The following is a 26,225-nucleotide window of genomic DNA, read 5'->3' as shown; positions in this document are numbered from 1 at the left end:
CCGAGACGGATTTTACCGAAGAGTGCGGTCGGCGGCGGCGATGCGCACCGGAGCGAAACTGCGGCGGTGCGCAGGCGAGGGACCGAAAGAGCGCAGGGCTTCGAGATGAGCCCGCGTTCCATAACCCTTATGGCGGGCGAAGCCGTATCGGGGGTAGCGGCGATCCAGATCGATCATCGCGCGATCGCGGGCGACCTTGGCAAGGATCGAGGCCGCCCCGATCGCCGCTTCGATGCCATCGCCGCCGATGATCGCCCGTGCCGGAAAGGGCAGCGGCTGCGGACATCGATTGCCGTCGATGAGCGCTCTGTGCGGAGGCGGATCGAGCGCCAACAGGGCCTCGCGCATCGCCTTCATCGTCGCTTGCAGGATGTTGATTCGATCGATCTCCGCAGCGTCGATCCGAGCCACGGCAAAGGAGAGGGCATGGCGATGGATGGCTTTTTCCATCGCCTCTCGGCGCGCAGGGGAAAGGCGCTTGGAATCGTCGATGCCGGGGATGGGCACTTGCGGATCGAGGATCACGGCGGCGGCATAGACCGGGCCTGCGAGCGGACCTCGTCCCGCCTCGTCGACCCCGGCCACATAGTCTTCCACTTTTTCTCTTTCTCGGCTCGTTCGGGCTTCGCTTATTTCCCAAGCGCCACTTCCAGCACCGCCTCGGCCGCCTTGGCCGCAGCGTCGTTGCGCAAGCGGCGGTGGATGCGCCGGAAGGTGTCGATCCGCTCCGGCTGCGGATGATCGAGGCATTCGAGCACCGCCGGTCCCAAGCGCTCCGGAACCGCATCGTCTTGCAAGAGCTCGGGAACCAATCGCTCGCCCGCAAGGAGATTGGGAAGCCCGATATGCGGCGCCTTTAGCAGTCGCCGACCCAGTTCCCAAGTCAGACGCTTCGCGCGATAGGTGATCACCATCGGCCTTTTGATCAGCATGGCCTCCAAGGTAGCGGTACCCGAGGCGAGCAATACCGCATCGCTTGCGGTCATCGCATCCCGCGCGCCGCCGAGAAACACCGAGCAAGGAAGGTCGGGGGCATGGCGTGCCAACGCTTGGGAGAAGAGATCGAAGGTGGATGGGTTGGCAAGGGCGCCGACGAAGCGGATCTCCGGTCGGCGTCGATGAATCCAGCGGGCCGTTCGAACGATGGGCTCGGCCAATGCGCCTAACTCGCCGATACGACTGCCGGGTAACAAGGCGACGATCACTCCTTGCGATTCGAGTCCGAGCCTCGTACGCGCCTCGTCTCGATCCGGATCCATCTCGATCTCGTCGGCGAAGGGGTGTCCGACGAAACGCACGGGGATGCGGTGCTTTGCGTAAAAATCCTCCTCGAAGGGAAAGAGGGTCAGCATCATATCCACCGCCCGCTTGATTTTGCGCACCCGGTATTGTCGCCAAGCCCAGACCGAGGGGCTGACGAAATGGACGGTACGCACCCCGGCCCGGCGCAATGCCAGCTCCAAAGTCAGATTGAAATCCGGGGCGTCCACCCCGACGACGATGTCCGGAGGATCCGCGATCCAGCGTCGGATCAATCGGCGACGCAAGCGTACAAGCCCCGGATAACGGCCCAAGACCTCGATCAGCCCCATGACTGAAAGGCGTTCCAATGGCACGAGACAATCGCAACCGGCCTTGATCATCTCCGGGCCGGCGATTCCCTCGAAGTGCAAGTCCCGGTGGCGGGCGCGCAAGGCTCGGATCAAGGCCCCGGCCAGCAGATCACCCGATGGTTCCCCGGCGACGATGGCGAGTTTGAGCATCCGCTCCTTGGCAAAAATCGCATGCCGGCTCGATGGGAGACGGGATATCTCGAAGATGATATCGAGAACGACGATCGAGGGGATCGCTCGATCTCCTAGGGCTCCGAAGCCGACGGGGGAGTATCTTCCCGACGAGACGATCGATCGCGCACGATCCCTCGCTTCGATTGGCGCACGAAAGCGCAAAAACGCTCCACTTGCGGAACCTCGGCCGCAATGCCCTTTAGCCTCGAGATGGCATCATCGACCGACAACCCTTGGCGATAGACGGTGTGGTAAGCCTTTTTCAAAGATTGCACCACCTCGGCCGATACCCCTCTACGTCTTAGCCCCTCGCTGTTGAGGCCATAAGGGCTCGCCGGATTGCCGGCGGCGGTGATGAAGGGCGGGACGTCTTTCAAGGCGCACGAAGACATCGCAAGGAAGGATCCGGTGCCGATACGACAAAACTGACGCACCGTCGAGAAGCCGCCCAAAATCGCCTCGTCATCGATCTCCACATGCCCGGCGAGAGAGGCGGCATTGGCCATGACGATCCCGTTGCCGAGCAGGCAATCATGGGCGATATGGACGTAGGCCATGATCCAGTTTCGATCGCCGATTCGGGTGAGCATCCCTCCGGGCTCCGTGCCCCGATTGAAGGTGCAGTATTCACGGATGACGTTATCGTCCCCGATTTCCAAGCGCGAGGCCTCGCCCTTGTATTTCATATCCTGCGGGGCGCCCCCCAACGAGGCGAAGGAGTGGATGCGGTTATTGCGACCGATACGGGTCGGGCCCTCGAGCACGACATGCGATCCGATGGTCGTTCCCCGATCGATCTCGACCTCGGGTCCGATCACACTGAAAGGACCGACCTCGACATCGGGGGCGAGATCGGCCCCGGAATCGACGATGGCCCGGGGATGAATCACTCTTCTTCGTCCCGCAAGGCACCGAGGATATCGGCGTCGGCCACGAGCTTGCCATCCACCGTTACCTTGGCCTCGATCTTCCAGATCCCGCGGCTGGGACGGCGAAGGATGCGCACCTCGATCCGCAACTGATCCCCGGGAACCACCGGCTGCCGGAAGCGAGCGCGATCCACCCCGGCAAGGTAGTACATCGCATTTTGAGAAGGGGTCTTTTCGAACGAGCGCAGCGCAAGGACCCCGGTGGTTTGGGCCATGGCCTCCAAGATCATCACCGCGGGCATCACCGGACGGCCCGGGAAATGACCGGGGAAGAAAGGCTCGTTGATGGTGACGTTCTTGATCGCCACCATCGATTGTCCGGGGACGTAATCGATCACCCGATCGATCAGCAAAAAAGGATAGCGATGCGGAAGGCAGGCAAGAATTTCTTCGATTGACAAGGCAGGCATGGAGTCTGGCTCTCCGGTAGGCATTCGTTCGGTTGCGGTATGGCCTCGATCGGCAAAGGGCGGCTCCTTTCGCGCCGGGGATGTCGCCGCTTCCTTCGTGCGGGGCGGCGCCCCTTCGGTATTTGCCGACGGTTCGCTTGTAGACCGCCGGTATCGACGGTGCTCGCTTTCGATGGACGCCAAACGTTTGGCCATCTCGTCGAGACGTCGAAAGCGGGCGATATTGCGCCGCCAGCGCAAATTCTCCTGTATCGGCATTCCCGATGAATAGGTACCCGCTTCGGCGATGGAGGACGAAACCGCCGAGGTTGCGGTCAAGACCACATCATCGGCGATTTCCAAGTGGCCGGCGATGGCCGCAGCCCCTCCGATTCGACAGCGTTTCCCGATGCGGGCGCTACCCCCGATGGCGACCCCGGCGGCGATTGCGCTATGGGCTCCGATGCTCACGTTATGGGCGATTTGGATCTGATTGTCGATCTTCACCCCGTTATCGATCACGGTATCCTCCAAGGCTCCGCGATCGATGGTGGTATTGGCTCCGATTTCCACATCGTCGCCGATTCGCACTCCGCCGAGCTGGGGGATTTTGAACCAGCGTTCGCCGTCGATCGCAAAGCCGAAGCCATCGCTTCCGATGACCGCCCCGGGATGAACGATGGCCCCCGATCCGATGGTCACCCGCTCGCCGATCACGACTCGAGGGCCGATATGGCACTTGGGACCGATGGCCGAGCCTCGACCGAGAAAGGCTCCCGCACCCAAGACGCTCCCCTCGCCGACCTTCGCCCCCTGCTCGATGACGCAGCCGCTGCCTATCGAGGCCCCGTCAGCGATATCGGCGCTTGGATGGACGAAGGCTCCGGCGGCGATGCCGGGAGGTAACGAGGGCGGCGAGGAAAACAGGGTCGCCGCCTTGGCATAGCCGAGGTAAGGGTCGTCGACGACCAAACTCGCCCCGGGGCATTCGGCGACGAAATCCGAGGCGAGGATCACCGCCACCGCCTGCGTCGAAGCCAAACGATTCCGGTAGCGGGGATTGGAGAAAAAGGAGATGTCTTGCGGCCCCGCCGCATCCAAGGCGGCGATCCTTTCCACTTCGATATCGGCGACACCGGCGATTCGCCCGTCCCCACCGACAAGGCGGGCTCCGATATGCTCGGCAATCTCCCCGAGGCGATGCGACATGATCGGTGCTTAGGCGGCGAGGGTCGGTGGTCGGGCTTTCAAGCCCGCCGATGAGCCTTCGAGTCGATCGAACCCGGGCCCGGGGCGAGCGATTCTCAAGAATCCGGGCTTTCGAATCGAGCCTGCAGTCGCTCGAGGACACGATCGGTGATATCGACATTTTGCCCGGCGAAGATCACGCCGTCGGTGATGATCAGATCGTAGCTTTCCTCGCGCGCCATTTCCCGGATCACCTCGGCCATCATCTTTTGCAGGGCGCTTAGATCCTCGCTGCGCCTGAGATTCAGGTCTTCCCGGAATTCCTCTTGGGTGCGACGCAATTCGCGTTCCAATCGACGCAATTCCCCCTGCTGCCGGGTGCGCTCTTCCACGGACATGATCGCAGCATTGCGGCGCAGGTTTTCCTCCCTGGTCGCCAATTCCTGCTGCTGGGCGAGGATATCGCGATCCCTTTTGGCGAAATCCTGCTGGATCTGCTGGCTCGCCGCCTCCGATTGCGGAGCGTTATCCAGCAAGGCCGCGAAATTGACGAAGCCGACCCTGACATTTTGCGCCATCGCCGAGCGATCCGATGCCGCGATCGCAAGCAAGACCGAAGCGATGCCGACGATCGATGCTCGATGCATCGCCGAGCGAATCGAAGTAGTCATCTTATGACTGTTGACCTCTTTTTAAAAACTGGTACCGAAGGTGAATTGAAAGCTCTGGGTATCATCCCCGGGCTCTTCCCCGACCGGAGCGGCAAGGCTCAAGGTGAAAGGGCCGATCGGAGACAACCACAAAGCGGAGATACCGGTGGAATAGCGAAGCATGTCGGCATCGAATTCGTCGTCGGGGCCATAGACATTGCCGATATCGAAGAAGCTTGCAACCCGCAACGCCCCGGCATCATCGACGAAGGGAATGGGAATGACCAACTCCGCGCTCCCCACGGTCTTGAGGCTGCCCCCCAAGGGATCCCCCTTGGAATCTCGGGGCCCCAAGGTATTGGCGGTAAAGCCCCTCACCGAGCGCAACCCCCCGACGAAGAAGTTGTCGGTCAAGGGCAGGCTGGTCAAATCCCCATAACCCTCTCCGTATCCGACCTCGCCTTCGAGCATCAACACGAAGCTGCCCGGTATCGGAAAGAGGTGCTGATGCTGGGCGGATATTTTGTAGTAGGTCAGATCGCCCCCGGGCAGGGCGATTTCCGCCCGCAAGCGCGACAGGCTGCCTGTGGTCGGCAAAATCCAGCTGTTGCGACCATCTCTGGACCACGAGGTACTGGCCAGCAAGGTGATGAAATCCGGGCCATTTTGCTCGTTGAAGCGAATGATTTCTTCCGAGGGCGAGGTCCCCAAGATGAAGTCGGTCTGCTTGACCTCCAATCCGACCCTGATATCGGTGAACTCCGATACCGGAATGCCGAAATTCAAGGCCGCCCCGATATCGTCCAAGTTGTAGTCGGTGAGGTTGGCGGCGCTGGCATCCGTACGCCGATTGTAGGCATCGAAGCCTCGGCTGATGCCATCGATGGTCCAGTAGGGATTCAGCCAAGAGACCGAGATATCACGATTGACTTCGCTGTTATCGAAGGAGAATTTGACGCGGCTTCCGGTGCCGAGGAAATTCTTCTCGGTGATGCTGCTGCTCAAAACCGCCCCTTCGGATTGGGAAAATCCGGCCCCTAGGAGAATGTTGCCGGATGATTTTTCCGAGACCGTGAAGTCGATATCCACTTGATCGTCGGTATCGGGAACGGGGAGGGTCTCGACCTCGACCGAATCGAAGAAATCCAAGCGCTCGATACGTTCTTTGGACCGCCGGATGGCGCTGGTCGATACCCAGCTGCCCTCCAGTTGTCGCATCTCTCGCCGCAGCACTTCATCCCGGGTCTTGGCATTGCCGCTGAAATTGATCCGACGAACATAGACTCTCTTGCCGGAATCGATATAGAAATCGAGATCGACCGCCCCCGTCTCGTCATCCAAAATGGGCACGGCGTTGACGTTGGCGAAAAGATATCCATCGTTGCCGAAGCGCTCTCCGATCAGCCTCGAGCTCTCGGTTACTTCCCGGCGGGAAAAAATATCCCCCGATCGGACGATGATCAAGTCCCGTAGTTCCGCTTCGATATCCCCGACATCGCCTTGCAGATTGATATCGCGAACGATATAGCGAAGCCCTTCCGAGATATTGATGGTGATGTAGATATCTTTTTTATCGGGGGTGATCGAGACTTGGGTGGAGTCGATATTGAAATTGACGAAGCCTCGATCGAGGTAATAGGAGCGCAAGACTTCGAGGTCGGCGGCGAGTTTCGACTTGGAATAGAGGTTGGCGCTGCGGATGATGGAAAAAAAGCCCCCGGTAATCGAGCTGAACTCATCGAGCAGGTCGTCCTCGTCGAAAGAGACATTGCCGACGATATTGATCTGGCGGATCCTTGCGGCAATTCCTTCCGATATATCGAAAAGCACCTCGACCCGATTGCGTTCCAAAGGATTGACCGTGCTTGAGATACGGGCGCTGTAAAGACCTTGGGCGAAATAGGCCCGACGGATTTCCTGCTCCACCCGATCGAAGATGGAGCGGTCGAATACCCGTCCTTCGACGAAACCGACATTCTCGAGGGCGTTTTTCAAATTCTCGGTATCGATATTGCGATTGCCGCTGAACGCGATGCGCCCGATCGAGGGGCGCTCGACGACCGTGATCACCAATGTTTCACCGGATCGGGAGATATCGAGATCGCTGAAAAATCCGGTTTTGAAAAGCGACTTGATGGCATCGGCGATTCGATCGTCGTCGGCCCGGTCCCCGACCTCGATCGGAAGATAGCTAAAGACGGTATCCCGGGTGATCCGCTGCAGGCCGTCGATCCGAATATCCTCGACGGTAAAGGGCTCGATCGCCGCGGCGATCTGCACCGCCGCCCACAATAAAAGACCTGAGATCAGGGGGAAAAACGGGCGATTCAAGAGAAATGACCCTCCGGCTCGGGAGATCCGTCCGACGACAAAGAAGCGCAGCGCCAATCGATGCGAGCCAATCGATACCGAGAACGAATGGCAATCAAACGGCAATTATCGCACGATCTTACCCGACATCGAAGTTTTTCGGACTCATCCGAACAATCATCCGAACAATCGCGACAGATCGTTGTAAAAGGCCAGGCTCATCAATCCGGCGATGAATGCCATGCCGATCCCGTTGGCGGCGATATGGACCTTTCGAGAAAGCGGTCGCCTGCGAAAGGTCTCGATCACGCAAAACAGCAGATGCCCTCCATCGAGGATCGGAATCGGCAGCAGATTGATGATCCCCAGACCGATGCTGATCACCGCCATGAACCCCAAAAATTGCGACAAGCCGCTCCTGACGAAATCACCGGCGTAATCGGCGATACCGATCGGCCCGTTGATATGCCTCGGGGAGATGTCTCCGGATATCATTTTTCCCATCACGCGCAGGGTCAGCATGATGATGTCACCGGTCTCGTCGATGCCACCGATCAGCGCTTGGGTAAAGCCTTTGCGTTCGGTGAAGAAATACTTTTCCCGCACCTCGGGAGGCAGGGTGCGAGAGGGTATCACCCCGATGCGCCCGAATCGCTCTTGTTCGTATTCGATCGCCTCGGGAACCACCGTCAACGTGATCGTTTGTCCTTGATCGCGGCGGACGACGAGGGGAACCTCCTGCTCGGGCCGGGAGCGGATCGCCCTGACCAAATCCCCCCAATATTCGATATCCTCTCCTGCGGCCTCGATCACGCGATCTCCGGCCCGCAAACCGGATCGGGAGGCGGGCGAAGCGGCAACGACCTCGGCGATCACCGCCGGCAGCGGTACCCACTCGGGCTCGATCCCCAGATGTTCGAGGATCGAGCGGCCGGCGAGATCGTCGGGGGCAATGCCTTCGAGATCGATGGTTCTTCGGTGCAATCGATCGGCATCGTCGACGACCTCGATGTCGATCTCCCTTTTCTCCAAGGATGAGGCGACGATCATCGGCAATGCCGATTGCCAAAGAGCGGTCGGCTCGCCCTCGACCGACAGCAATGCATCCCCGGGTCGAAAACCGGCCTTGGCCGCCGCCGAGTCGGGCTCGACCCCCCCCACCAAGGGGCGCAGACCCTCGACCCCGATGAATTGCACGCAAGCCAAGGCGACGATCGCAAAGAGAAAATTGAAGGCGGGACCGGCGGCGATCACCGCCGCTCGGGCGATCAATGGCTTGCGGTTGAAGGCTCGATGTCGCTCCGATTCGTCCACCTCCCCTTCGTGCTCGTCGAGCATCCGCACATAGCCCCCCAAGGGAATGGCGGAAAGGGCGTATTCCGTACGGTCGCGGCCGGCACGATAGTGCACGATGGGGCGACCGAATCCGATGGAAAATTTGAGCACCTTGATGCCGCAACGCCGCGCCACCCAGTAGTGGCCGAATTCATGGACCGCGACCAATACGCCGATCGCGATCACGAATCCCGCCACCGCATAGAGCGGCTCCGACATCCAGTCGATAAAATCCATGATCATCGCCCGTTCGACTCCTTCGGCTCTTTTTTATCCCGATATCGTCGCTCAAGAGTTGTCTTTGGAGGGCGTTCGTCGAGGGCATCCACGACACCTTTGGCCTCGGTGCGGGCCATGGCATCGACGGCGAGCACCGATTCCAGATCCGAAGGGGTCTTGGAGGCACAGCGGGCGCTGCAAATCTCGATCGTTTTTTCGATCACCGTTGAAATGCGATCGAATGTTAGCCGGTGATCGAGAAAGGATTCGACCGCGATCTCATTGGCAGCGTTGAGGGCGATCATCGCCGTCTCCCCCGCTCGCACCGCCTCGAACGCCAAGCGCAGACAGGGGAAACGCTCGAAATCGGGAGCCTCGAAATCGAGCCGCCCGGCCTTGGCCAAATCGAGGGGGGTCGCCCCCGAGGGCATGCGCTCGGGCCAAGCCATCGCATGGGCGATCGGGATGCGCATATCGGGCGAGCCCATCTGGGCCAGCATCGATCCATCCTCGTACTCGACCATCGAGTGGATCAGGCTTTGAGGGTGGATCAGCACTTCCACCTTCTCGATGGGAAGATCGAACAGCCGACAAGCCTCGATGACCTCCAGCCCCTTGTTCATCATGGTCGCCGAATCGACCGATACCTTGCGCCCCATCGACCAGTTGGGGTGGGCGCAAGCCTCATCGGGTCTCACCCGATGCAAGGTATCGAGCGCACGATCGCGAAATGGCCCCCCGGAGGCCGTCAACACGATACGCCTCGGGCGGGCGCTTCTTGCTATCGAGGATATCGACGATGGCTCGGAAAGGCTTGCAAGTCCATGCCCCGATGCGGCATCTTGGCTCTTCGATAGCCCTGCGCCGACGATGCACTGAAATACCGCGTTATGCTCGCTATCGACAGGCAGGATATCGGCTCCGGATCGGGCGGCGGCATCCATCAGCAGCCCCCCGGCCACCACCAAGGACTCCTTGTTCGCAAGCAAGACCCGCTTTGCCGCATTCACCGCAGCCAGCGTGGGAGCCAGACCCGCCGCGCCGGTGATCGCGGCCATGACCGAATCCACTTGTGGGTGCGCCGCGATCTCGATCAAGGCCTCGACCCCGCTCGATACCTCGATATCGGGGTGATCGACACCGAGCATCTCGCCGAGATCGCGAGCGGCGGCGGGATCGACCAAGACCGCATGACGGGGACGAAAGCGTCGACACTGCTCGGCCAAGACCTCGGCATTGGAATGCGCCGCAAGGGCGTGGACCTGGAATTTCCTTCGATTGCGAGCCACCACATCGAGGGTGCTCTTCCCGACCGAGCCGGTGGATCCCAGTACCGTCAAAAGCCTCATGAGAACACCCGCAAAATCTCGAGCCCGACGACGAAAGCGGGAGCGGCGGCGCTCAAACTATCCATTCGATCGAGTATCCCGCCATGTCCCGGCAGCAAACGACCGCTGTCTTTGATCCCCCGATGGCGTTTGGCGAGGCTCTCGAAGAGATCTCCCAATACCGAAAAAAGAAAAACGACGACGGCCAACGATACGAATACCAGCATTTGCATTCTCGACCACTCGACAAACAATCCCGTCGCCAGCATCAATGCGATGACCGCTACCAGCCCCCCGGCCACTCCCTCGATGGATTTGCCCGGGCTCGTATTTTCGGCCAAGGGGCGCCTTCCGAAGATGCGCCCGAAAAAATAGGCCCCGGTATCGGCGACCCAAACCAAGAGCAGGATAAAAAGAAGCCGCCACTGTCCTGGCCAATCCCACCAATCGCCGTCCGGCAGCCACTTACCCGATCCCGACGATCCGGGGTTTTGAAGAAGATGGTAGATAAGGGCGCACCATGTGGGCACGATGACCCACCATCCGATCACGATATGTCCCATCGAATGCGTCAAAAAGGGCACATCGAGTCCGCGCTCGAAGCGCACGATCCAGACCAGAGCCATCCCCCAGCCAAGCAAAGAGAGGGCGCATATCAGCCCCAGCCAATCGGGTGAATATCCGAAAGCGATGATCCCCGATACGAGCATGGATAGGACGATGATCGGTATGAATACGATCCCGTCGGGGATCATGCGCCCCCATTCTCGACCGGCGGCGACGGCGACGAGGGCCAAGATCAGGGCCACGGCCCATGCGGGAAAAACGAGGATCATCGCCGCCACCGCCGGGGCGACGATGACCGAGGTCAATATCCTCGATCCGAGGGCTTCCTCTGTGCGATGACGGCTTCGGTTTCGAGGCGCATGCGGCATCGGATCAGCCTTTTTGCGCCGCAAGCACCTGCTCGGTGGTGCGTCCGAAGCGACGCAAGCGCCCGGCATATGATCCGAGCGCGGCTTCGAAAGCCGACTCGTCGAAGTCGGGCCAGAGAATTTCGGTGAAATAGAGTTCGGTATAAGCCAGATGCCAGATCAGGAAATTGCTGATACGCATCTCGCCCCCGGTACGAATGAAAAGATCCGGCGATGGCAGGCCTTCGAGTGACATGCCCGCTTCGAGCACCTCGGGGGTGATCGATTGCGGATCCATCTTGCCGTTGCGCACCTCGATGGCGACCGCCTTGCACGCCTGCACCAGATCTCGACGGCCCCCGTAGTTGGCGGCGATGACAAGATGCAAGCCGCTGTTGTTTCGAGTCAGGGACTCGGCGGAGGCGATCCGCTCGCACAAGGCGCTACCGAAGGCTTCTCGCTCACCGATGATGGTCAAACGGATATTGTTCTGATGCAGTTTGCGAGCCTGTCGATCGAGGGCGGTGGCGAAGAGATCCATCAATAGACTCACCTCTTCCTTGGGACGCCTCCAATTCTCGCTGGAAAATGCGAAGAGGGTCAGAACCTCGATACCTTTTTCGGCGCAGGCGCGAACCACTCCCTTGACCGCATCGACCCCCGCCCGATGTCCCGCAAAACGCGGGCGCCGACGCAAACGCGCCCACCGCCCGTTTCCGTCCATGACGATGGCGACATGACGCGGCAAGGATGCGCTCGAAGCATCGCCGATCTCGCTGGGTGACTTCGCGGCATCGGCGACGGTGGTATCGGCGGTAGCGGTATCGACGATGGCGGGATCGACTCGTTTCGGACGATCGAGGGCGGGTGAATGTCTTCGGGATTTCAGCACCAAGATAATCCTCGATCGTCTCGCTCAATCCGTTGGATTGCCGTTTTCAGGCTATCGTGGTCCGCAATCCCTTCATAAAACGAATCGCTTCGATGATGCCCAAAGGAAAAAACGGCGGCGATAGCAAGATAGACAAAGACATCTTGGATTTTTGGATTTGCGGTTGACGAGGGACTTGCAGCCCACTAACTTACCCTTTTTTATGTCGAGCGATCGAGGAGGTATCCCTCAAATCTCCATCAGATCGCGTTCTTTTTCTTCCAAAGCGGCATCGATCATCGTAATATGGCTATCCGTGAGTTTTTGAATCCGCGTCTCGGTGCGAGCCTCCATATCCTCGGGGAGGCGATCTTCTTTGATCTTCGTTTTGAGGTTCTGATTGGCATCGCGCCGAATATTGCGGATCGCGATCTTGGCCTGCTCGCCCGCTTGGCGCACAAGACGCATCATTTCTTTGCGGCGTTCTTCGGTCAAAGGGGGTAGCGGCACTCGAATCACATCCCCGGAAGTCACCGGATTGAGTCCCAAATCCGCCGCGGCAATGGCCTTTTCGACCGCGGGGATCATTTGTTTCTCCCACGGAGAGACCGCTATGGTGCGCGAGTCCGAAACCGAGACTCGCGCCACCTGAGAAAGCGGCACATCGCTACCGTAATAGCTGACCTGTATATGATCGAGCAAACTGGTATGCGCCCGTCCGGTTCGGATTTTGCTCAAGTCCCCGTTCAAGGACTCGACGCTCCGAGCCATACGCACTTCGGCATCTTCGACGATCTCTTCAACCATCGGATAATCGATCCTCGGGTCATCCGGAAAAAAAGAAAACGAAAGGCAAAGGGCATCGCACGAATCGATGAGCGTACGAGGGCTTTACCGACCCTTTCGACGATACTCGACGAAGATGCCTTCGCCGACGCCGAATCATTTCCATCCGATATTCATTTGCTGAGGTGATGGTCATCCTCGATATCGTCGATCGAGCGAGCGATCTTCGCCTGCGATCATCGTCCCATCGTTTTTTCGATATTCCCGAGCGATCTCGGCTTTTTTGAACGGACCCGAAGCTATAACGCCAAGCCGACGCCACCGACATAAGCGATCCCATCGCTACCGTATTCCACCCGACAAGGGTCCGATAGCACCATCCCTAGGCGATGAAAGTATACACTCGATTCGGGCCGGATCCGGGGTCGGCTTCAATCTGCGGCCACCGGGGATCGCTTGTCTTGCCTCGATGGAGGAAGAGCGTATTGCACGGGATTTTCGGGATCCACACCCAATAAAGTGCCTTCGTCCTCGCCCATCACCGAACGCTCCAAAGCCCCCGCACGGTTCATATCGATCACCCGCAAGGGCATGCCGTTATCGCGACACATCACGATGGCGGTGGCATCCATCACCGATAGTTTGAGGCTCAACGCCTCGTCGAAATCAAGACGGGAGAAACGTCGGGCGGATGGATCCAAGGTCGGATCCGCGGAATAGACCCCGTCGACCTTGGTGGCCTTGATCATGAGATCCGCCTCGATCTCCACCGCCCTTAGGCTCGCTGCGCTATCGGTGGTGAAAAAAGGATTCCCGGTGCCGGCGGCAAAGATGACCACCCTACCCTTTTCCAGATGGCGGATGGCCCGCCGCCGCCGATAGGGCTCGCACAATTCATCGATGCCCAATGCCGACATCACTCTGACCACCAAGTGGTTTCGCTCGAGGGTGTCTTGCAAGGAAAGAGCGTTCATCACCGTTGCCAACATCCCGATATGATCCGCGGTGACCCTTTCCATCCCGACCCGCACCAAATCGGCTCCGCGAAAGATATTTCCCGCCCCGAGCACGAGAGCCACCTGCACCCCGAGTCGGCATAGCCCCGCCACTTCGAGCGAAACCCTTTGCAATGCATCCGGATCGATCCCGCCGGGAGACGATCCCATCAAAGCCTCGCCGCTCAATTTGAGCAGCACTCGGCGACAAGGCAAGGATTTGCCTTGATAGGGTGCGGGGGAGATAGGAGATCGAGAGGCGATATCGGCTTTCGAGGAGGATCCGGAAGGGGTGGTTTTCATATAAGGGGGTCGCAAGTTCAATCGCCTGTCGATGGAGTCGAACGCTCTCGATGCTTCTCGTCGATGCGTTTCGCCGTTGGAACGATCATCGAAGCGGGGCGTCGAATCAAGTCGTCGGATCGCCGAAGCGAGGGCATTTTCAGTCCCCGCCTCGGCGATCGCCGGCTCGACTCAACTGTTGGAGCGGACTTGGGACATGACCTCTTCGGCGAAGTTATCGCTTTTTTTCTCGATCCCCTCGCCGACCTCGAAGCGCTCGAAACGAATCACCGAAGCCCCGGCATCCTTCAAATAGCGCTCGATGGACTGATCGGAATCCTTGACGAAAGGCTGACCCAACAAGGTCACTTCCTGTAGATACTTGCGCATCCTGCCTTCGAGCATTTTTTGTCGGATTTCCGCCGGTTTGCCGCTGTCCTCTATTTGCGCTTCGATGATGCGTCGCTCGCCCTCGAGCAGATCCGCGGGGATGCCTTTTTCGTCGATCGCGATCGGACGGCTTGCGGCGACATGCATGGCGATATCGCGAGCGCAGGCGCTATCGCCTCCATCGACATCGACGATCACCCCGATGCGAACGCCATGCAGATAGGATGAAAGGCGCCCCCCCTTGGAATCGACGATCTCGAAGCGTCGGATGCCGATATTCTCCCCGATACGAGCGATCAACTCGCGTCGGACCTCGTCGATGGCCGGGCCATCCCCACCTTTTTCCGACGATAGATTGCCCAAGGCTTCGACATCTTGGGGGGATTCTTCGAAGATCCGAAGGCACACGGCATCCGCGAAATCCCGAAAGGCCTGTTCCTTGGCCACGAAATCGGTCTCGCAGTTGACCTCGACCATGACCGCCCGCCCGGCATCCTCATCGACCCGGATCGCGATCACCCCTTCGGCGGCGACCCGATCCGCCTTGCGATCCGCCTTGGCTTGCCCGGACAGGCGCATGATCTCGACCGCTTTTTCCCGATCCCCTCCGGCCTCCTCGAGGGCTTTCTTGCAATCCATCATGCCCGCTCCGGTTCGCTCCCGGAGGTCTTTGACCATCGCTGCGCTGATCTGCATCGCATCCTTCCCTTTATCGGTGATTTGGATGATTCATCTGCGTGCCGCTTAGGGGGCGGCCCCGTCGAGCATCGACATATCGGTCGCCGCAGCGAGATTCGACTTGCGAAAAATCCCCCGACGATTCCACGAAAAATGGCAGGGGGATAAAGGGGCGTGGGTCAGTCCCCCCGCTCGATCTCGGCGATCTGCTCGGCTCGGTAGTCGGGGACTGCGAGCCTCTCGATTCGGGCGATCCGCTCGGCCCTGCGCTCGGGGTCTGCGAGCCCCTCGATTCGGGCGATCCGCTTGGACCGATAGTCGGGATCGGCATACCGCTCGATCCGGGCGATCATTGCGGTCCGGTAATCGGGATCGGCGTACCGCTCGATCTCGGCGATATCGGCTTTCTTATCCATCTGGGGCATCTCCATAGGTTGGGTGAAGGGGGGATCCCGCCCGCAGGTCGAGAGTCGGGATCCCGTAGGTGGTCAAAGGGGGCGGATGTCGGTATACCCGAAGGTCGTCCTGCGCTCGACCCAAGCCCCCCCGAGCGTGTCCACCGCTCGGCGGATGGTCAAGCGATCCGCCCGTTCGATGCGAACGAAGTGATCCCATCCATCCCGACCCGCAAAGCGAATCTCGAAGACGATCGATGCCGAACGATCAAATCTCGCTTATCGGGGCCGATACTCGGGCAACGGGAAATTTCAAATCTCTTCGTAGAAGCGATCCCCCTTCACTTCGACTCGCTATCATCGGCGGCCGAGTCGGGGGATGCCTCATCCGAAGCCATATCCGAAGTCGCATCGCCCGAGGGTGCTTGCGATCGTTCCTTGGCGGCGACCGCAGGTTTTTGCTTGCGGCCTTTTTTGTTGCGAGATCCCCGGTCGTCGGCAGAGGATTCATTGGCCTTGGCCGATGAGCCAACCTCCGATGCCACCTTCCGTAACCGCAACTCCCGACCTTCGATGATCGCATCGGCCACCCCGGTGACATAAAGATCGATGGCCCGCATCGCATCGTCGTTGCCGGGAATGACATAGTTGACGCCATCGGGGGTGTTGTTGGTATCCACCACCGCCACCACCGGAATTTCGAGCTTGACCGCTTCGGCCACCGCGATTTTTTCATGCCCCACATCGATCAAAAAGAGGGCGTCGGGGATCTTCTCCATATCCTTGATGCCGCCGATACCGTTTTCGAGTTTGGCCAGCTCTCGGCGCAAGGCCAAGCCCTCTTTCTTGCTGATGCGATCGAGCCTGCCTTCCTCGATCATCGCTTCGAGATCCTTCATGCGCTTGATCGATTGCTTGACGGTGCGAAAGTTGGTCAGCATCCCGCCGAGCCAACGCCGATTCACATAAGGCATGCCGCAACGCTGCGCATGATGGGCGATGCTTTCTTGCGCCGCCCGCTTGGTTCCCACGAATAGAACGGTCAGCCCCTCGGCTGCAACCCGCCCGAGGTAGTTCAAGGCGTCTTTATAAAGGGGAAGGGTCGTTTCAAGATCGATGATATGGATCTTGTTGCGCTCCCCGAAGATATAGGGGCGCATCTTCGGATTCCAAAATCGGGTCTGATGTCCGAAATGGATACCGGCTTCGAGCATGTCACGGATCGACACATTGGCCATGATGTTGATAAAACCTCGAATGAATGGGTTGAGCCTCCATGCCTTCTGCAGCGCCAACCACGAATCCGCAAAGGGATATCGCAGCACCCGGACACCGGTCGACGAAGGGCATGTGCGAAGTGTCTTGCAAGGTGTATAAAGTCCCGAATCGTGAGATGATTCATCGCCCGGTTGCCTTGCAAGTGCGGAATTTATACCATAGATGACACCGGCTTGTCCTTGGAAGCATCGAGCCCGGTGCTTTCATCGTATCCTTGATGCCTGAAAAGGGCCTGAAATCGCCTTGAATTCCCGAGGATAAAAACCATCGACGAGGGCCGAGCAAGGCCCTCTTGTAGACCATCCGAGAACCCATCGGTACCGCTATGACCCCCGATCTCCGACCGAACGATCCGCCTACATCCATCGATACTTTGGATCCATCGACGAACGATATCCCGGCCACGCCCTTGCCTTCGGCGGAAAAAGACCGCAAGAGGCAAGTATCGAAAACGACAACCCCGGATCGCCCTCGCCTCGGCCAACGAACGAGCGGGATCCTGCCCAAATCCAAAGACGATATCGAGCGGATGCGGATCGCAGGGCGGCTCGCCGCCGAGGTCCTCGACATGATCGAGGAGCATGTGCAGCCGGGGGTCACCACCGCCGAACTCGACGCTCGGTGTCATCGCCATATCGTCGATGTCCAAAATGCGATCCCCGCCCCCTTGAACTACCACGGTTTCCCGAAATCCATCTGCACCTCCGTCAACCATCAGGTCTGCCATGGCATTCCGGGGGAGAAGCGCCTCAAAAACGGCGATATCGTCAATGTGGATATCACCGTGATCAAAGATCGCCTTCACGGCGATACCAGCCGCATGATGTTCGTCGGCGAACCATCGGTCGCCGCTCGTCGCCTATGCCGGATCGCCGAAGAGGCGATGTATATCGGCATCGAAATGGTGCGGCCCGGCATCCGGCTCGGGGATCTCGGCCATGCCATCTCGAGCCATGCCCGTCGACACGGCTATTCGATCGTGGAGGAATATTGCGGACACGGTATCGGATACGGCTTTCACGAAGAACCGCAAATCCTGCACTACGGGACCCCGGGCACCGGCTTGGTGATCGAAGAGGGGTGGACCTTCACCATCGAGCCGATGGTCAATGCCGGCAAGCGTCACGTCAAACTGCTTAAGGACGGTTGGACCGTGGTTACCAAGGATCGAAGCCTCTCCGCACAGTGGGAGCACACCATTGCGGTTAACGCATCCGGCTGCGATATCCTGACCCTGTCCGATGCAAAGCGATCGATATGAGGGATATCGATGCGAAAAACGAATCGATATCCACTGTGAATGACGATGGTATCGGTGGCATCCGCTCGGGCGATATCGGGATCGGCGAGGATGCCCCGATCGAATCGTTTCGCAAGCGACTGAAAAACGAGCGCGATGCCATCGAAAAGCGTTTCGCCTCGGGCGAGGATGTCGCCGCCCTCATCGAAGAACGTTCCCTGCTCGTCGACGGCCTGTTGAGGATCGCTTGGCGACGCTTCGATCTCGACGAGGGATCGGGGTTGGCACTAAGCGCGATCGGGGGATACGGCCGCAGCGAGATGCACCCCTTCTCGGATATCGACATCCTGCTCGTCGGCCGCCGCGAGCCGGATGCGCCGCAGGCCGAGAGGATCAAGAACTTTCTCGCATTCCTATGGAGTCTCGGGCTCTCGGTGGGAAGTTGCGTACGCACCCCGCATCAGTGCGCACAAGAGGCCGCTCGAGATATCACGGTCGCCACCAGTTTGATGGATGGGCGCTTGATCTGCGGGAATGAGCGAGCCTTCGAGGAGATGCGCCGAGCGACGGGATCGAAAAGGCTCCTATCCGATAAAAAATTCCACACCGAGATCGGCATCCGCCAAGACCTGCGGCACCACCACTTTCACGATACCGCTCACAACTTGGAGCCGAATATCAAGGAAGGCCCGGGGGGGCTGCGCGATTTCCAAACCATCGTATGGGTCGCACGACGATATTTCTCGGCCAATGGCTTGGGAGATCTGGTCAAGTCCGGGCTGATCGGACAGGCGGAGGAGGCATCCCTCGTCGCCGCTCGGAATTTCCTGTGGCGGATACGCTTCGGACTTCACCTCATTGCCTTGCGCGCCGAGGAACGATTGCTCTTCGAGCATCAGCGGAGCCTTGCGAAAACGCTGGGATTCGCCGATCAAGACCATCCATCGGGAATCGAGAGCCTGATGAAGGTCTATTACCGCAGTGCGGGGGAAATTTCGAGACTCAACGAGATCCTCCTGGCGCATTTTCGCGAGGGGATTTCGGATTCGAGAGCCTTTCGACGCATCCGTCGGATCTGCGAGCGATTTCGCAGCGTCGACGGCTACCTCGATGTGCGATTCGAAGATGTCTTCGAACGAAGCCCTAGGGCGTTGATGGATATTTTCCTCGTCATGCAGCGGCATCCGCAGATCAAGGGAATCCGGGCGTCGACCATCCGCCTGATTCGCGCCCGTTTGCACTTGATCGACGATCGCTTCCGAGACGATCCCGATATCAAAAAAGACTTCGTCGAAATCCTGCGCGGACCGAATGGGGTCTACCGCGCCTTGCAGCAGATGCACCGCTATGGCATCTTGGGCGCTTACCTACCGGCTTTCGGGCAAATCAGCGGACTGACCCAGCATAATCTGCTTCATATCTATACCGTCGACGAACACAGCCTCTTCGTGGTGCGCAACATCGTACGATTCGCCGATCCCGAAAGCCATCGCCTGTTCCCGCATTGCGCCGAAATCTTCGCCCGCCTTCCGAAACCGGAGCTGCTCGTCGTTGCCGGGCTCTTCCACGATATCGCCAAAGGTCGAAAGGGGGATCACTCCGAAGCGGGGGCGATCATCGCCTACGAATTTTGCAAAGAGCATTTTTTCGATCGCGCCGATTGCGACTTGGTCGCATGGCTGGTGCGGCAACACCTGTCGATGTCGTTGACCGCCCAACGGCGCGATATCAGCGATCCGGAGGTGGTTGCGGAATTCGCAAGAGCGGTCAAAGATCGTATCCGTCTCGACTATCTCTATCTGTTGACGATCGCCGATATCAGGGGCACGAATCCCGAGGCTTGGAACGACTGGCGAAGGACCCTGCTGCACGATCTTTATTTGGCAACGCTGCGGGCCTTGATGCGGGGGCTCGACTCCCCGGTCGAGCAGGCCGATCTGATTCGGGAAACCCGCACGGAAGCCTGTCGACTCGTACTCGATCAGGGTATCGATCCGACCCAAGCCCAAGCCCTGTGGGAGAACTTCGGGCAGGACTATCTGCTGCGTCACTCAGCCGACGAGATCTGCTGGCATACCCGTCATATCCTGCCCGCCAAGGCCGAGGATATCCCCTTGGTGTTGGTGCGTGCCGGTCGAGGCGGTACCGAAATCTTCGTCTATGCCCGCGATCAGGAATTCCTTTTCGCCGCCACCGTCTCGATTTTGGAGCGGCTGAGCCTTACCGTGTTGAGCTCTAGAATCATGACCGGGAATCACGGATTGACCTTGGACTCGCTGACCGTGGTCCCGGCAAGCGCGCCGGGGGAAAAACCGAGATCGGCCAAGGGCGATGGTCCGACGCACGAGGAAATCCAAAGGGCATTGCAGCGCGGATTGCGCAATCCGGCGAAGACCCCTCGAGCGATACAACGCATCTCCCGCCGCCAGCTGCGCTATTTCACCTTGCCGGCGGAGATCGACTTCACCCGGGATGCAGCAGGTCGATATACGCTGATGCAGGTCATCGCCACCGACCTGCCGGGGCTATTGGCACGGATCGGCTGGCTCTTGGCCGACGCCGAAGTGCGCATCCAACAAGCCAAAATCGCAAGTTTCGGAGAGCGCGCCGAGGATATTTTCCATATCACCGACAAGGACAATCGCCCGTTCGACGATGTGCGGCTCAAATCGCTCCACCAATCGCTTTGCCTCGCCTTGGGCAGCGGCGACGAACAAGGAACGATCCACTCATCTAGCCGCCGGTCACGGGCGGGAAAAACGCCACCTCGTCCCCGGAGCGTATCGGAGCCTCGGCATCGACATAATCGAGATTGATCGCCACCAACACCCGCTCGGGAAAAGGACGCCCGCCGGTGGCGATCCGCCAAGCATCCGCGGCGGTCTTGGCGCGATCGGGATCGATCTCGACCTCCCCTCGCCCCATTTCCTCGCGCAAGCCGGCAAAGAATTTGACCCGCACCACGCTCATCCCCCTCGATGACTCGGCGGCTCGGCGGCCGCAAGACGATTCATCCCCCACCCCGGTCGTGCATGGCGTGCTCGCCATGCTTGCGATCGATGCCTTGTCTCGATCGATATTGCGAGACCTGCTGGATCTTCCACCATTGCCTATAGATCCGATCCGGCCATAGGTTCTGTATCCAAGCGATCACATCGATGATCTGCCGATCACTGAGCCTGTCTTCGAAACCCGGCATCCTTCCCCCGGGGGTTCCGTATTTGATCCGCTGTGCAAGATCCAGCAAGGGGTGGTGCCAAGTGTGGGCGCTTCCGTCGAGAGGCGGAGGCGGCAATCGCCCGTCGGCGTTGCGCTGCCGCCAACTCGAAACGGATTGCGCCGAAGGACCATGACAGCCGGCGCAATGCCGACCGTAGATCTCCTTGCCCGCCGACACCCGGGAGGCATCGTACCAGCGCAATGGCTGGATATCCGCTCGGGCGACGGGCGCCCCTCGAACGAAGGCGACGATGGCGGAAATCGCCGCCACCGCCGCCAACGATGCCGTGAAAATCCGGATCGCCTGAAATCGCATCTTCGACTCATGACCTCATCGATATCGCTTGAATGTCGCTTTCGCTATCGCCATCGCTTCGATCGCACCTGCCGGCGCCAACCCCGAAAGCCCTCGTAAAATTCGACGGCGGATTATAGCCTTGGGCGTTTTTCGATCCCGAGATTGGATGCGGGATATCTCGAAGGTCGGTTCGAGGACCCGGCGCAAAGAGCCGAGTCAACCTCCATCGTCGAGTTTGAGGGCTGCGGAATTGATGCAATAGCGCAGCCCGGTCGGGGGCGGCCCGTCGGGAAAAACATGGCCCAAATGCGCATCGCAAAGGGCGCAAACGACCTCGGTGCGACGCATCCACAGCGTTCGATCGTCCTTCTCGGCGATCCCGCCGGTGTCGATCGGCTGCGAAAAACTCGGCCATCCGGTTCCGGAGTCGAATTTGGTCTCGGAGTCGAATAAGGGGCGATCGCAGCAGCGACAGCGGTAGATCCCGGGGCGCTTGCAATCGTGATATTCGCCGCTGAATGCGCGCTCGGTTCCTTTGCGGCGAGTGATTCGGAATTGATCCGGGGTCAGCCTTAGCCGCCACTCATCGTCGCTCAGAACGAGTTTTTTCATCTCTTCCATGTCGATTTCTCCATCGTTGTCGATATCGTCTCGCTTTTTCGCCCTTGCTTGGAAGGTCCGGCGGCTTCGAGATCGATCGCCATGAGTCCGGCGAGGCCTTGAATTCACCCATCCCCCTTAGGCGATATTGCCTATTTTGAAGGCGATCGAGCGCTCGATACTTGCGATTTCGCGCGCAAGGCGATGATCAGATCCATCACATTGGTTCCCGTGGGACCGGTATGGACGAGATCGCAGGCAGCTTCGAGCCAAGTCCCGGCATCGGCGTTTCGAAGGCTTCGCTCGAGATCGGACCCCGGGGCTGCGCTTTGGCCTCGATCGGCGGTCCCGGCATCGACGATCGCCCCCGCCACCTCGCCCGGACCATCGCTGCCATCGGTGCCCGCCGCAAGCAAGTAAGCCCCGGCCTTGCCTGCGATCTGCCTTGCCGCGGCGAGCGCAAGGCTCTGGCAACGCCCCCCTCTTTTGGGGTTCGGCGGCAAGCGCACCGTCGTTTCCCCCACCCACAGATGCGCATCGCCGGGGCGGGCATCGGCGATCATCCGCCCGATACGGTCTCCCGCTTCCACGGCATCGCCTTGCAAGATCTCCTCGTGCTCGATGACATCGAAACCCGCTTTTCGAAGGAAAGCGGCGGCGGCCATCCGGGCATCGGCCGGGCGGGCGATGATCTCGCTTCGGATCGAGCGCATCTCCTCGGCTCTCGGGAGATCGGGGGTGGATCGAGCCATCGTCGTCAGCCAGTTCGGCAGATCGATATCCCCGGTATCGATATCCGCCGGGGTGTGGGGGATCAGCAATCCGGATCCGATCACTTTCGGATCGTCGCCGGGGACATCCGATATCAGCAGATTGAGAGTTTCTTGCGATCCCATGCAATTCGAAAGCCGACCGGCTTTGATGAGGGAGATACGCTTGCGCACCCGATTGATGGTGCCGATCGGATATCCCGATCCCAGCAGATAGCGATTGACTCTCGCCAAATCCCGCTCCCCGAAGCCGGCCGGCAAGCATTCGACCAAGGCCGAAGCCCCTCCGGAAATCATCGCCAAGAGCATCGTTCGAGGCGGCAGTCCTTGCAGAAAATCGATCAGCCTGCGCCCGGCCTCGATGCTCGAGGCGTCGGGCACCGGATGCGACGATTCGACCAACTCGACCGGCCACCCGGGATCGAGGACCCCTTCGGCATAGCCATGCCGCGTAATGACGAGCCCTCGTTCGATCCTCTCCCCCAAAGCCTCCACAGCGCCCGCCATCATGAACGCCGATGCCTTGCCCACCGCAAAGGCGGCGCAAGGACGATCGAACGATGTGCGCATCAAGCGACGATGCACGCTTTTATATCCTCCGGTGGCATCGAGGGCGGCATGCAAGCCCCCGAGCAAAAGATCGCGGGGGGTGGTCGTCGAGCCGGAATCGGATCCGCTCCCCTTCGATCGAGCATCTTCGATCGTGATTCTCGGACCATCGGGCGAGTCGCCTACGATCGATGCCGACATTCGACAATGTGCGTTGGAAGGGGAAAGCGATCTCGATATCGAGCGACCGTTCGGCCCCGATTCCCGCTCGGGAACGATCCGCTTGGAATCCGCCCGCCCTTCGAAGCCTCGGGGCTTTTCAAACATGATTGTGCAGCTCCGGAACTTCCGCATCCTCGGCGGCGACGGCTATTTGGGATCGTGGATCGTCCTTCGATGGATGGTCGGCGCGGTCGATGGCGATTCGCTCCAAATAATGCCTCGATACCCCGCCGGTGACATATTCGCCGGTAAAGCAGGAGGTATCGAATTCCCGCAGATTCGGATTTTCCCGACGCACGGCATCGAGCAACCCATCGAGTGGCTGATAGAAAAGTCGATCCGCGCGAATCGCCTTTGCCACCTCCTCCTCCGTGCGGTTGAAGGCGATCAGCTCGCCGGCAACCGGCATGTCGATACCGTAGACATTCTGGTAGCGCACCGGAGGAGCGGCGGAAGCGAAATAGACCCGCCGGGCACCGGCCTCGCGGGCCTGCTCGATGATCTGTCGGCAAGTCGTTCCGCGAACGATCGAATCGTCGACCAACAAGACATTGCGGCCTTCGAATTCCCGCTTGATGGGGTTCAGTTTGCGCCGCACCGAATCGCTGCGTTCGACCTGCCCGGACATGATGAAGGTGCGATCGATATAGCGATTCTTGACGAAACTCTCCCGATATTTGACACCCAGGGCGTCGGCCAGCGGAAGACAGGCGGTGCGGCTGGTATCGGGAATGGGGATGACGACATCGATATCGTAATCGGGCCATTCGGCGAGGATCTGGGCTGCGAGGGTTTCACCCATTCGCAGGCGCGTTCTGTAAACCGAGGCCTCGTCGATGATCGAATCCGGCCGGGCGAGATAGACATATTCGAAGATACAAGGGCTATAGCGCGATTCGGTTGCGCACCGACGGGAGCGAACCTCGCCGTTCGGGGCCAAAATCACCGCCTCCCCCGGGGCCAGATCGCGGACCCTTTCGAAACCCAATCCATCGAGAGCGGCGCTCTCCGATGCCACCATCGCCTCCATCCCCGAATGCGTCTCGCGCACCCCCAAGCAGATCGGGCGGATGGCGCAAGGATCGCGAAAAGCGACGATGCCGTAGCCGAGGATCAGGGCGATTGCGGCATAGCCACCGGTACAGCGTCGATGGACTTCGCTCACCGCATTGAAGACGATCTCGTCGTCGATGCGGGTACGGCCGTGTCTGGCCAATTCGCTGGCAAAGATATTGAGGAGGATTTCGGAGTCGGAATCGGTATTGAGGTGGCGCAGATCATCGCGAAAGACCTCTTGCGCCAAATCGCGGGCATTGACCAAATTGCCGTTATGGGCCAAGGCGATGCCATAAGGAGAGTTGGTGAAAAACGGTTGGGCCTCGGCCGATGAGCCGGAGCCGGCGGTGGGGTAGCGGATATGCCCGATCCCGACTCGCCCGCGCAATCGATCCATGTGGTGCTGACGAAAAACATCGCGCACTAATCCCGTGCCCTTGCGTTGGTGGATCCGGTGATCGCAAGTGACGATCCCGGCGGCGTCTTGACCCCGATGCTGCAAGGTGGTGAGCGCATCGTAAAGCGCTTGGTTGACATGGCTTTGGCCGACGATCCCGACAATCCCGCACATCGATACCATCCCTCTTGGCACTCGATCCTCGAAAAGCAACCTTGCGGGGATCGGGCCTTCGCTTCACCAATGACAAGAAAAAAGCGCATGGCGCATCGACGCCTGCGCCTTGGCTTCGAAGTGTCGAATGATCGAATCCTCGATCCGATCGATGCTTGCCCGGACCCTCCATCTTCGATCAGCCGAACGAACCCGCCCGCTTTGCCCCGGTAGTCTTGAGAAAAAAGCCGAAGGCGGTGGATTCGTTCCTTTTCAGATCGCCAAGGAGCCCTCTTTTGCAGGTCTTGCACTCGAACCATCCGGCGATTCCGGGGGGATTCCATCGGCCCCGGGATCATCTGGTTCTCGATCCTCCGAGGTCGAGCGTTCATCGGGGGATCGACGGGGGAACGAGTGAGAGATCTCGGCCTTCGGAAGATCGTCCGGGGAATGAAAATATCGCTCCAGATCATCCGGCAACAGGCGGCGGAGCTGATCCGCCGGGTATTGCAAGTAAGCGATCAGGCTCGAACCACCCCACCACGGCTGCCTCGGCAAGGGGGTCGACCAGCTCAACATCACCAACAAAGCGACGATCACCACGCCGCGCAAGAAACCGAAGAAAAAGCCCAAGATTCGATCCATGCCGGAAAGCCCGCTGCGGTCGACGAGTTCGCCGACCACCCGCACCAAGGGCGCGCTTAAGAGCAATACCCCGACAAAAAGGCAGGCGAAGGCGATTGCCTGTCGGATCGCAGGCGATCCCACCCACTGCTCCAGCCAAGCGGCGACGATATCGGTGAAAAAAACCGCCGCCAGCAATGCCGCGATCCAGCCCGCAATCGAGAGCAGATCGCGGATCATCCCCCGCACCAGCCCCAGCAAAGCGGACAACCCGACAATGGCGAGTATGGCGTAATCGACCATCAGCATCGATCAATGGCCTCCTTTCGAATCCATTGGGCTTGAATCCATTCGACACTTTTCGCCGGAATAT

Annotated in this window: 22 protein-coding genes and 1 pseudogene; 2 read left to right on the top strand and 21 right to left on the bottom strand. The window is 59.6% G+C overall.

All coding sequences use genetic code 11. The features are described from left to right. Window positions 1-12: 12 nt before the first annotated feature. The 15 genes and pseudogenes from rnhB to rpsB form a co-directional block, all read right to left on the bottom strand. Window positions 13-597, bottom strand: a complete 585-nt coding sequence (gene rnhB, locus BF99_RS0107945; RefSeq protein WP_025770446.1) for a ribonuclease HII — start codon at window positions 595-597, stop codon at window positions 13-15. A gap of 32 nt (window positions 598-629) precedes the next feature. Then, window positions 630-1,763: a lipid-A-disaccharide synthase gene (lpxB, locus tag BF99_RS0107940; protein WP_038097751.1), complete on the bottom strand. Its 1,134-nt coding sequence runs from the start codon at window positions 1,761-1,763 to the stop codon at window positions 630-632. A gap of 95 nt (window positions 1,764-1,858) precedes the next feature. Beyond that, window positions 1,859-2,677, bottom strand: coding sequence for an acyl-ACP--UDP-N-acetylglucosamine O-acyltransferase (lpxA, locus tag BF99_RS0107930; RefSeq protein ID WP_025770443.1), 819 nt, complete (start codon window positions 2,675-2,677; stop codon window positions 1,859-1,861). Next, window positions 2,674-4,314 carry a UDP-3-O-(3-hydroxymyristoyl)glucosamine N-acyltransferase gene (lpxD, locus tag BF99_RS23920; protein WP_025770442.1) on the bottom strand — a complete coding sequence of 547 codons (1,641 nt, stop codon included), beginning with the start codon at window positions 4,312-4,314 and terminating at the stop codon, window positions 2,674-2,676. The genes lpxA and lpxD overlap by 4 nt, the downstream gene beginning before the upstream one ends. A gap of 95 nt (window positions 4,315-4,409) precedes the next feature. Next, entirely contained in the window at window positions 4,410-4,940 is a 531-nt protein-coding gene (locus BF99_RS0107915) for an OmpH family outer membrane protein (protein ID WP_025770441.1), read from the bottom strand. A gap of 45 nt (window positions 4,941-4,985) precedes the next feature. Beyond that, window positions 4,986-7,274: an outer membrane protein assembly factor BamA gene (gene bamA, locus BF99_RS0107910; RefSeq protein ID WP_038097746.1), complete on the bottom strand. Its 2,289-nt coding sequence runs from the start codon at window positions 7,272-7,274 to the stop codon at window positions 4,986-4,988. A gap of 156 nt (window positions 7,275-7,430) precedes the next feature. After that, on the bottom strand, window positions 7,431-8,831 hold the full coding sequence (gene rseP / locus BF99_RS0107905; RefSeq protein WP_025770439.1) for an RIP metalloprotease RseP: 1,401 nt from the start codon (window positions 8,829-8,831) through the stop codon (window positions 7,431-7,433). Further along, the gene (gene ispC, locus BF99_RS0107900; protein ID WP_025770438.1) at window positions 8,828-10,156 is read right to left on the bottom strand and encodes a 1-deoxy-D-xylulose-5-phosphate reductoisomerase; all 1,329 of its coding nucleotides are present in this window, start codon (window positions 10,154-10,156) and stop codon (window positions 8,828-8,830) included. Before ispC ends, rseP begins: the two co-directional genes overlap by 4 nt. Beyond that, window positions 10,153-11,070 carry a phosphatidate cytidylyltransferase gene (locus tag BF99_RS0107895; RefSeq protein WP_197019076.1) on the bottom strand — a complete coding sequence of 306 codons (918 nt, stop codon included), beginning with the start codon at window positions 11,068-11,070 and terminating at the stop codon, window positions 10,153-10,155. The genes ispC and BF99_RS0107895 overlap by 4 nt, the downstream gene beginning before the upstream one ends. Before the next feature lie 4 nt (window positions 11,071-11,074). After that, window positions 11,075-11,821 carry a polyprenyl diphosphate synthase gene (gene uppS / locus BF99_RS0107890; RefSeq protein WP_038097739.1) on the bottom strand — a complete coding sequence of 249 codons (747 nt, stop codon included), beginning with the start codon at window positions 11,819-11,821 and terminating at the stop codon, window positions 11,075-11,077. Between the two features lie 348 nt (window positions 11,822-12,169). After that, entirely contained in the window at window positions 12,170-12,727 is a 558-nt protein-coding gene (frr, locus tag BF99_RS0107880) for a ribosome recycling factor (RefSeq protein ID WP_025770435.1), read from the bottom strand. Window positions 12,728-13,218: 491 nt separating this feature from the next. Next, window positions 13,219-14,025, bottom strand: a pseudogene (gene pyrH, locus BF99_RS20460) (UMP kinase); the annotation flags it as partial. A 150-nt stretch (window positions 14,026-14,175) separates the two neighbouring features. Then, window positions 14,176-15,069 carry a translation elongation factor Ts gene (tsf, locus tag BF99_RS0107855; protein WP_025770433.1) on the bottom strand — a complete coding sequence of 298 codons (894 nt, stop codon included), beginning with the start codon at window positions 15,067-15,069 and terminating at the stop codon, window positions 14,176-14,178. Window positions 15,070-15,230: 161 nt separating this feature from the next. Then, window positions 15,231-15,467, bottom strand: coding sequence for a hypothetical protein (locus BF99_RS0107850; RefSeq protein WP_156013217.1), 237 nt, complete (start codon window positions 15,465-15,467; stop codon window positions 15,231-15,233). A 320-nt stretch (window positions 15,468-15,787) separates the two neighbouring features. Further along, window positions 15,788-16,684, bottom strand: coding sequence for a 30S ribosomal protein S2 (gene rpsB / locus BF99_RS0107835; protein WP_025770431.1), 897 nt, complete (start codon window positions 16,682-16,684; stop codon window positions 15,788-15,790). A 365-nt stretch (window positions 16,685-17,049) separates the two neighbouring features. Between rpsB and map the strand changes: the two genes are divergently transcribed. Both map and glnD read left to right on the top strand, forming a co-directional pair. Beyond that, window positions 17,050-17,985 (top strand): type I methionyl aminopeptidase, encoded by a 936-nt coding sequence (map, locus tag BF99_RS0107825; RefSeq protein ID WP_081759162.1) that lies wholly within the window; start codon window positions 17,050-17,052, stop codon window positions 17,983-17,985. Then, entirely contained in the window at window positions 17,982-20,780 is a 2,799-nt protein-coding gene (gene glnD, locus BF99_RS0107820; protein ID WP_025770429.1) for a [protein-PII] uridylyltransferase, read from the top strand. The genes map and glnD overlap by 4 nt, the downstream gene beginning before the upstream one ends. Here glnD and BF99_RS0107815 read toward each other — a convergent pair. The 6 genes from BF99_RS0107815 to BF99_RS20455 form a co-directional block, all read right to left on the bottom strand. Next, window positions 20,698-21,012, bottom strand: coding sequence for a MoaD/ThiS family protein (locus BF99_RS0107815; RefSeq protein WP_231471340.1), 315 nt, complete (start codon window positions 21,010-21,012; stop codon window positions 20,698-20,700). The genes glnD and BF99_RS0107815 overlap by 83 nt on opposite strands. Then, window positions 20,975-21,499 carry a c-type cytochrome gene (locus BF99_RS0107810; RefSeq protein WP_025770427.1) on the bottom strand — a complete coding sequence of 175 codons (525 nt, stop codon included), beginning with the start codon at window positions 21,497-21,499 and terminating at the stop codon, window positions 20,975-20,977. Before BF99_RS0107810 ends, BF99_RS0107815 begins: the two co-directional genes overlap by 38 nt. 198 nt (window positions 21,500-21,697) lie before the next feature. Then, window positions 21,698-22,093, bottom strand: coding sequence for a peptide-methionine (R)-S-oxide reductase MsrB (msrB, locus tag BF99_RS0107800; RefSeq protein ID WP_025770426.1), 396 nt, complete (start codon window positions 22,091-22,093; stop codon window positions 21,698-21,700). A gap of 140 nt (window positions 22,094-22,233) precedes the next feature. Continuing rightward, window positions 22,234-23,727: a glycerate kinase type-2 family protein gene (locus BF99_RS0107790; RefSeq protein WP_197019075.1), complete on the bottom strand. Its 1,494-nt coding sequence runs from the start codon at window positions 23,725-23,727 to the stop codon at window positions 22,234-22,236. Beyond that, entirely contained in the window at window positions 23,720-25,249 is a 1,530-nt protein-coding gene (purF, locus tag BF99_RS0107780) for an amidophosphoribosyltransferase (RefSeq protein WP_025770424.1), read from the bottom strand. Before purF ends, BF99_RS0107790 begins: the two co-directional genes overlap by 8 nt. Before the next feature lie 252 nt (window positions 25,250-25,501). Further along, entirely contained in the window at window positions 25,502-26,161 is a 660-nt protein-coding gene (locus BF99_RS20455) for a CvpA family protein (RefSeq protein WP_025770422.1), read from the bottom strand. Window positions 26,162-26,225: the final 64 nt, after the last annotated feature.

The sequence above is a fragment of the Thioalkalivibrio sp. HK1 genome (assembly GCA_000583135.1).
Classification (GTDB): Bacteria; Pseudomonadota; Gammaproteobacteria; order HK1; family HK1; genus HK1.
The sequence above is the reverse complement of the archived record's forward strand: the minus strand, read 5'-3'. Positions and strand labels throughout refer to the sequence as shown.

Bases quoted from the DNA above. Each gene is read 5' to 3' on its own strand.
- lpxB (WP_038097751.1), bottom strand. From the start codon at position 1,763: ATGCTCAAACTCGCCATCGTCGCCGGGGAACCATCGGGTGATCTGCTG.
- lpxD (WP_025770442.1), bottom strand. From the start codon at position 4,314: ATGTCGCATCGCCTCGGGGAGATTGCCGAGCATATCGGAGCCCGCCTT.
- BF99_RS0107915 (WP_025770441.1), bottom strand. From the start codon at position 4,940: ATGCATCGAGCATCGATCGTCGGCATCGCTTCGGTCTTGCTTGCGATC.
- rseP (WP_025770439.1), bottom strand. From the start codon at position 8,831: ATGATCATGGATTTTATCGACTGGATGTCGGAGCCGCTCTATGCGGTG.
- ispC (WP_025770438.1), bottom strand. From the start codon at position 10,156: ATGAGGCTTTTGACGGTACTGGGATCCACCGGCTCGGTCGGGAAGAGC.
- BF99_RS0107895 (WP_197019076.1), bottom strand. From the start codon at position 11,070: ATGCCGCATGCGCCTCGAAACCGAAGCCGTCATCGCACAGAGGAAGCC.
- frr (WP_025770435.1), bottom strand. From the start codon at position 12,727: ATGGTTGAAGAGATCGTCGAAGATGCCGAAGTGCGTATGGCTCGGAGC.
- tsf (WP_025770433.1), bottom strand. From the start codon at position 15,069: ATGCAGATCAGCGCAGCGATGGTCAAAGACCTCCGGGAGCGAACCGGA.
- BF99_RS0107850 (WP_156013217.1), bottom strand. From the start codon at position 15,467: ATGGATAAGAAAGCCGATATCGCCGAGATCGAGCGGTACGCCGATCCC.
- rpsB (WP_025770431.1), bottom strand. From the start codon at position 16,684: ATGGCCAATGTGTCGATCCGTGACATGCTCGAAGCCGGTATCCATTTC.
- map (WP_081759162.1), top strand. From the start codon at position 17,050: ATGACCCCCGATCTCCGACCGAACGATCCGCCTACATCCATCGATACT.
- glnD (WP_025770429.1), top strand. From the start codon at position 17,982: ATGAGGGATATCGATGCGAAAAACGAATCGATATCCACTGTGAATGAC.
- BF99_RS0107815 (WP_231471340.1), bottom strand. From the start codon at position 21,012: ATGGCGAGCACGCCATGCACGACCGGGGTGGGGGATGAATCGTCTTGC.
- BF99_RS0107810 (WP_025770427.1), bottom strand. From the start codon at position 21,499: ATGCGATTTCAGGCGATCCGGATTTTCACGGCATCGTTGGCGGCGGTG.
- msrB (WP_025770426.1), bottom strand. From the start codon at position 22,093: ATGAAAAAACTCGTTCTGAGCGACGATGAGTGGCGGCTAAGGCTGACC.
- BF99_RS0107790 (WP_197019075.1), bottom strand. From the start codon at position 23,727: ATGTTTGAAAAGCCCCGAGGCTTCGAAGGGCGGGCGGATTCCAAGCGG.
- purF (WP_025770424.1), bottom strand. From the start codon at position 25,249: ATGTGCGGGATTGTCGGGATCGTCGGCCAAAGCCATGTCAACCAAGCG.
- BF99_RS20455 (WP_025770422.1), bottom strand. From the start codon at position 26,161: ATGCTGATGGTCGATTACGCCATACTCGCCATTGTCGGGTTGTCCGCT.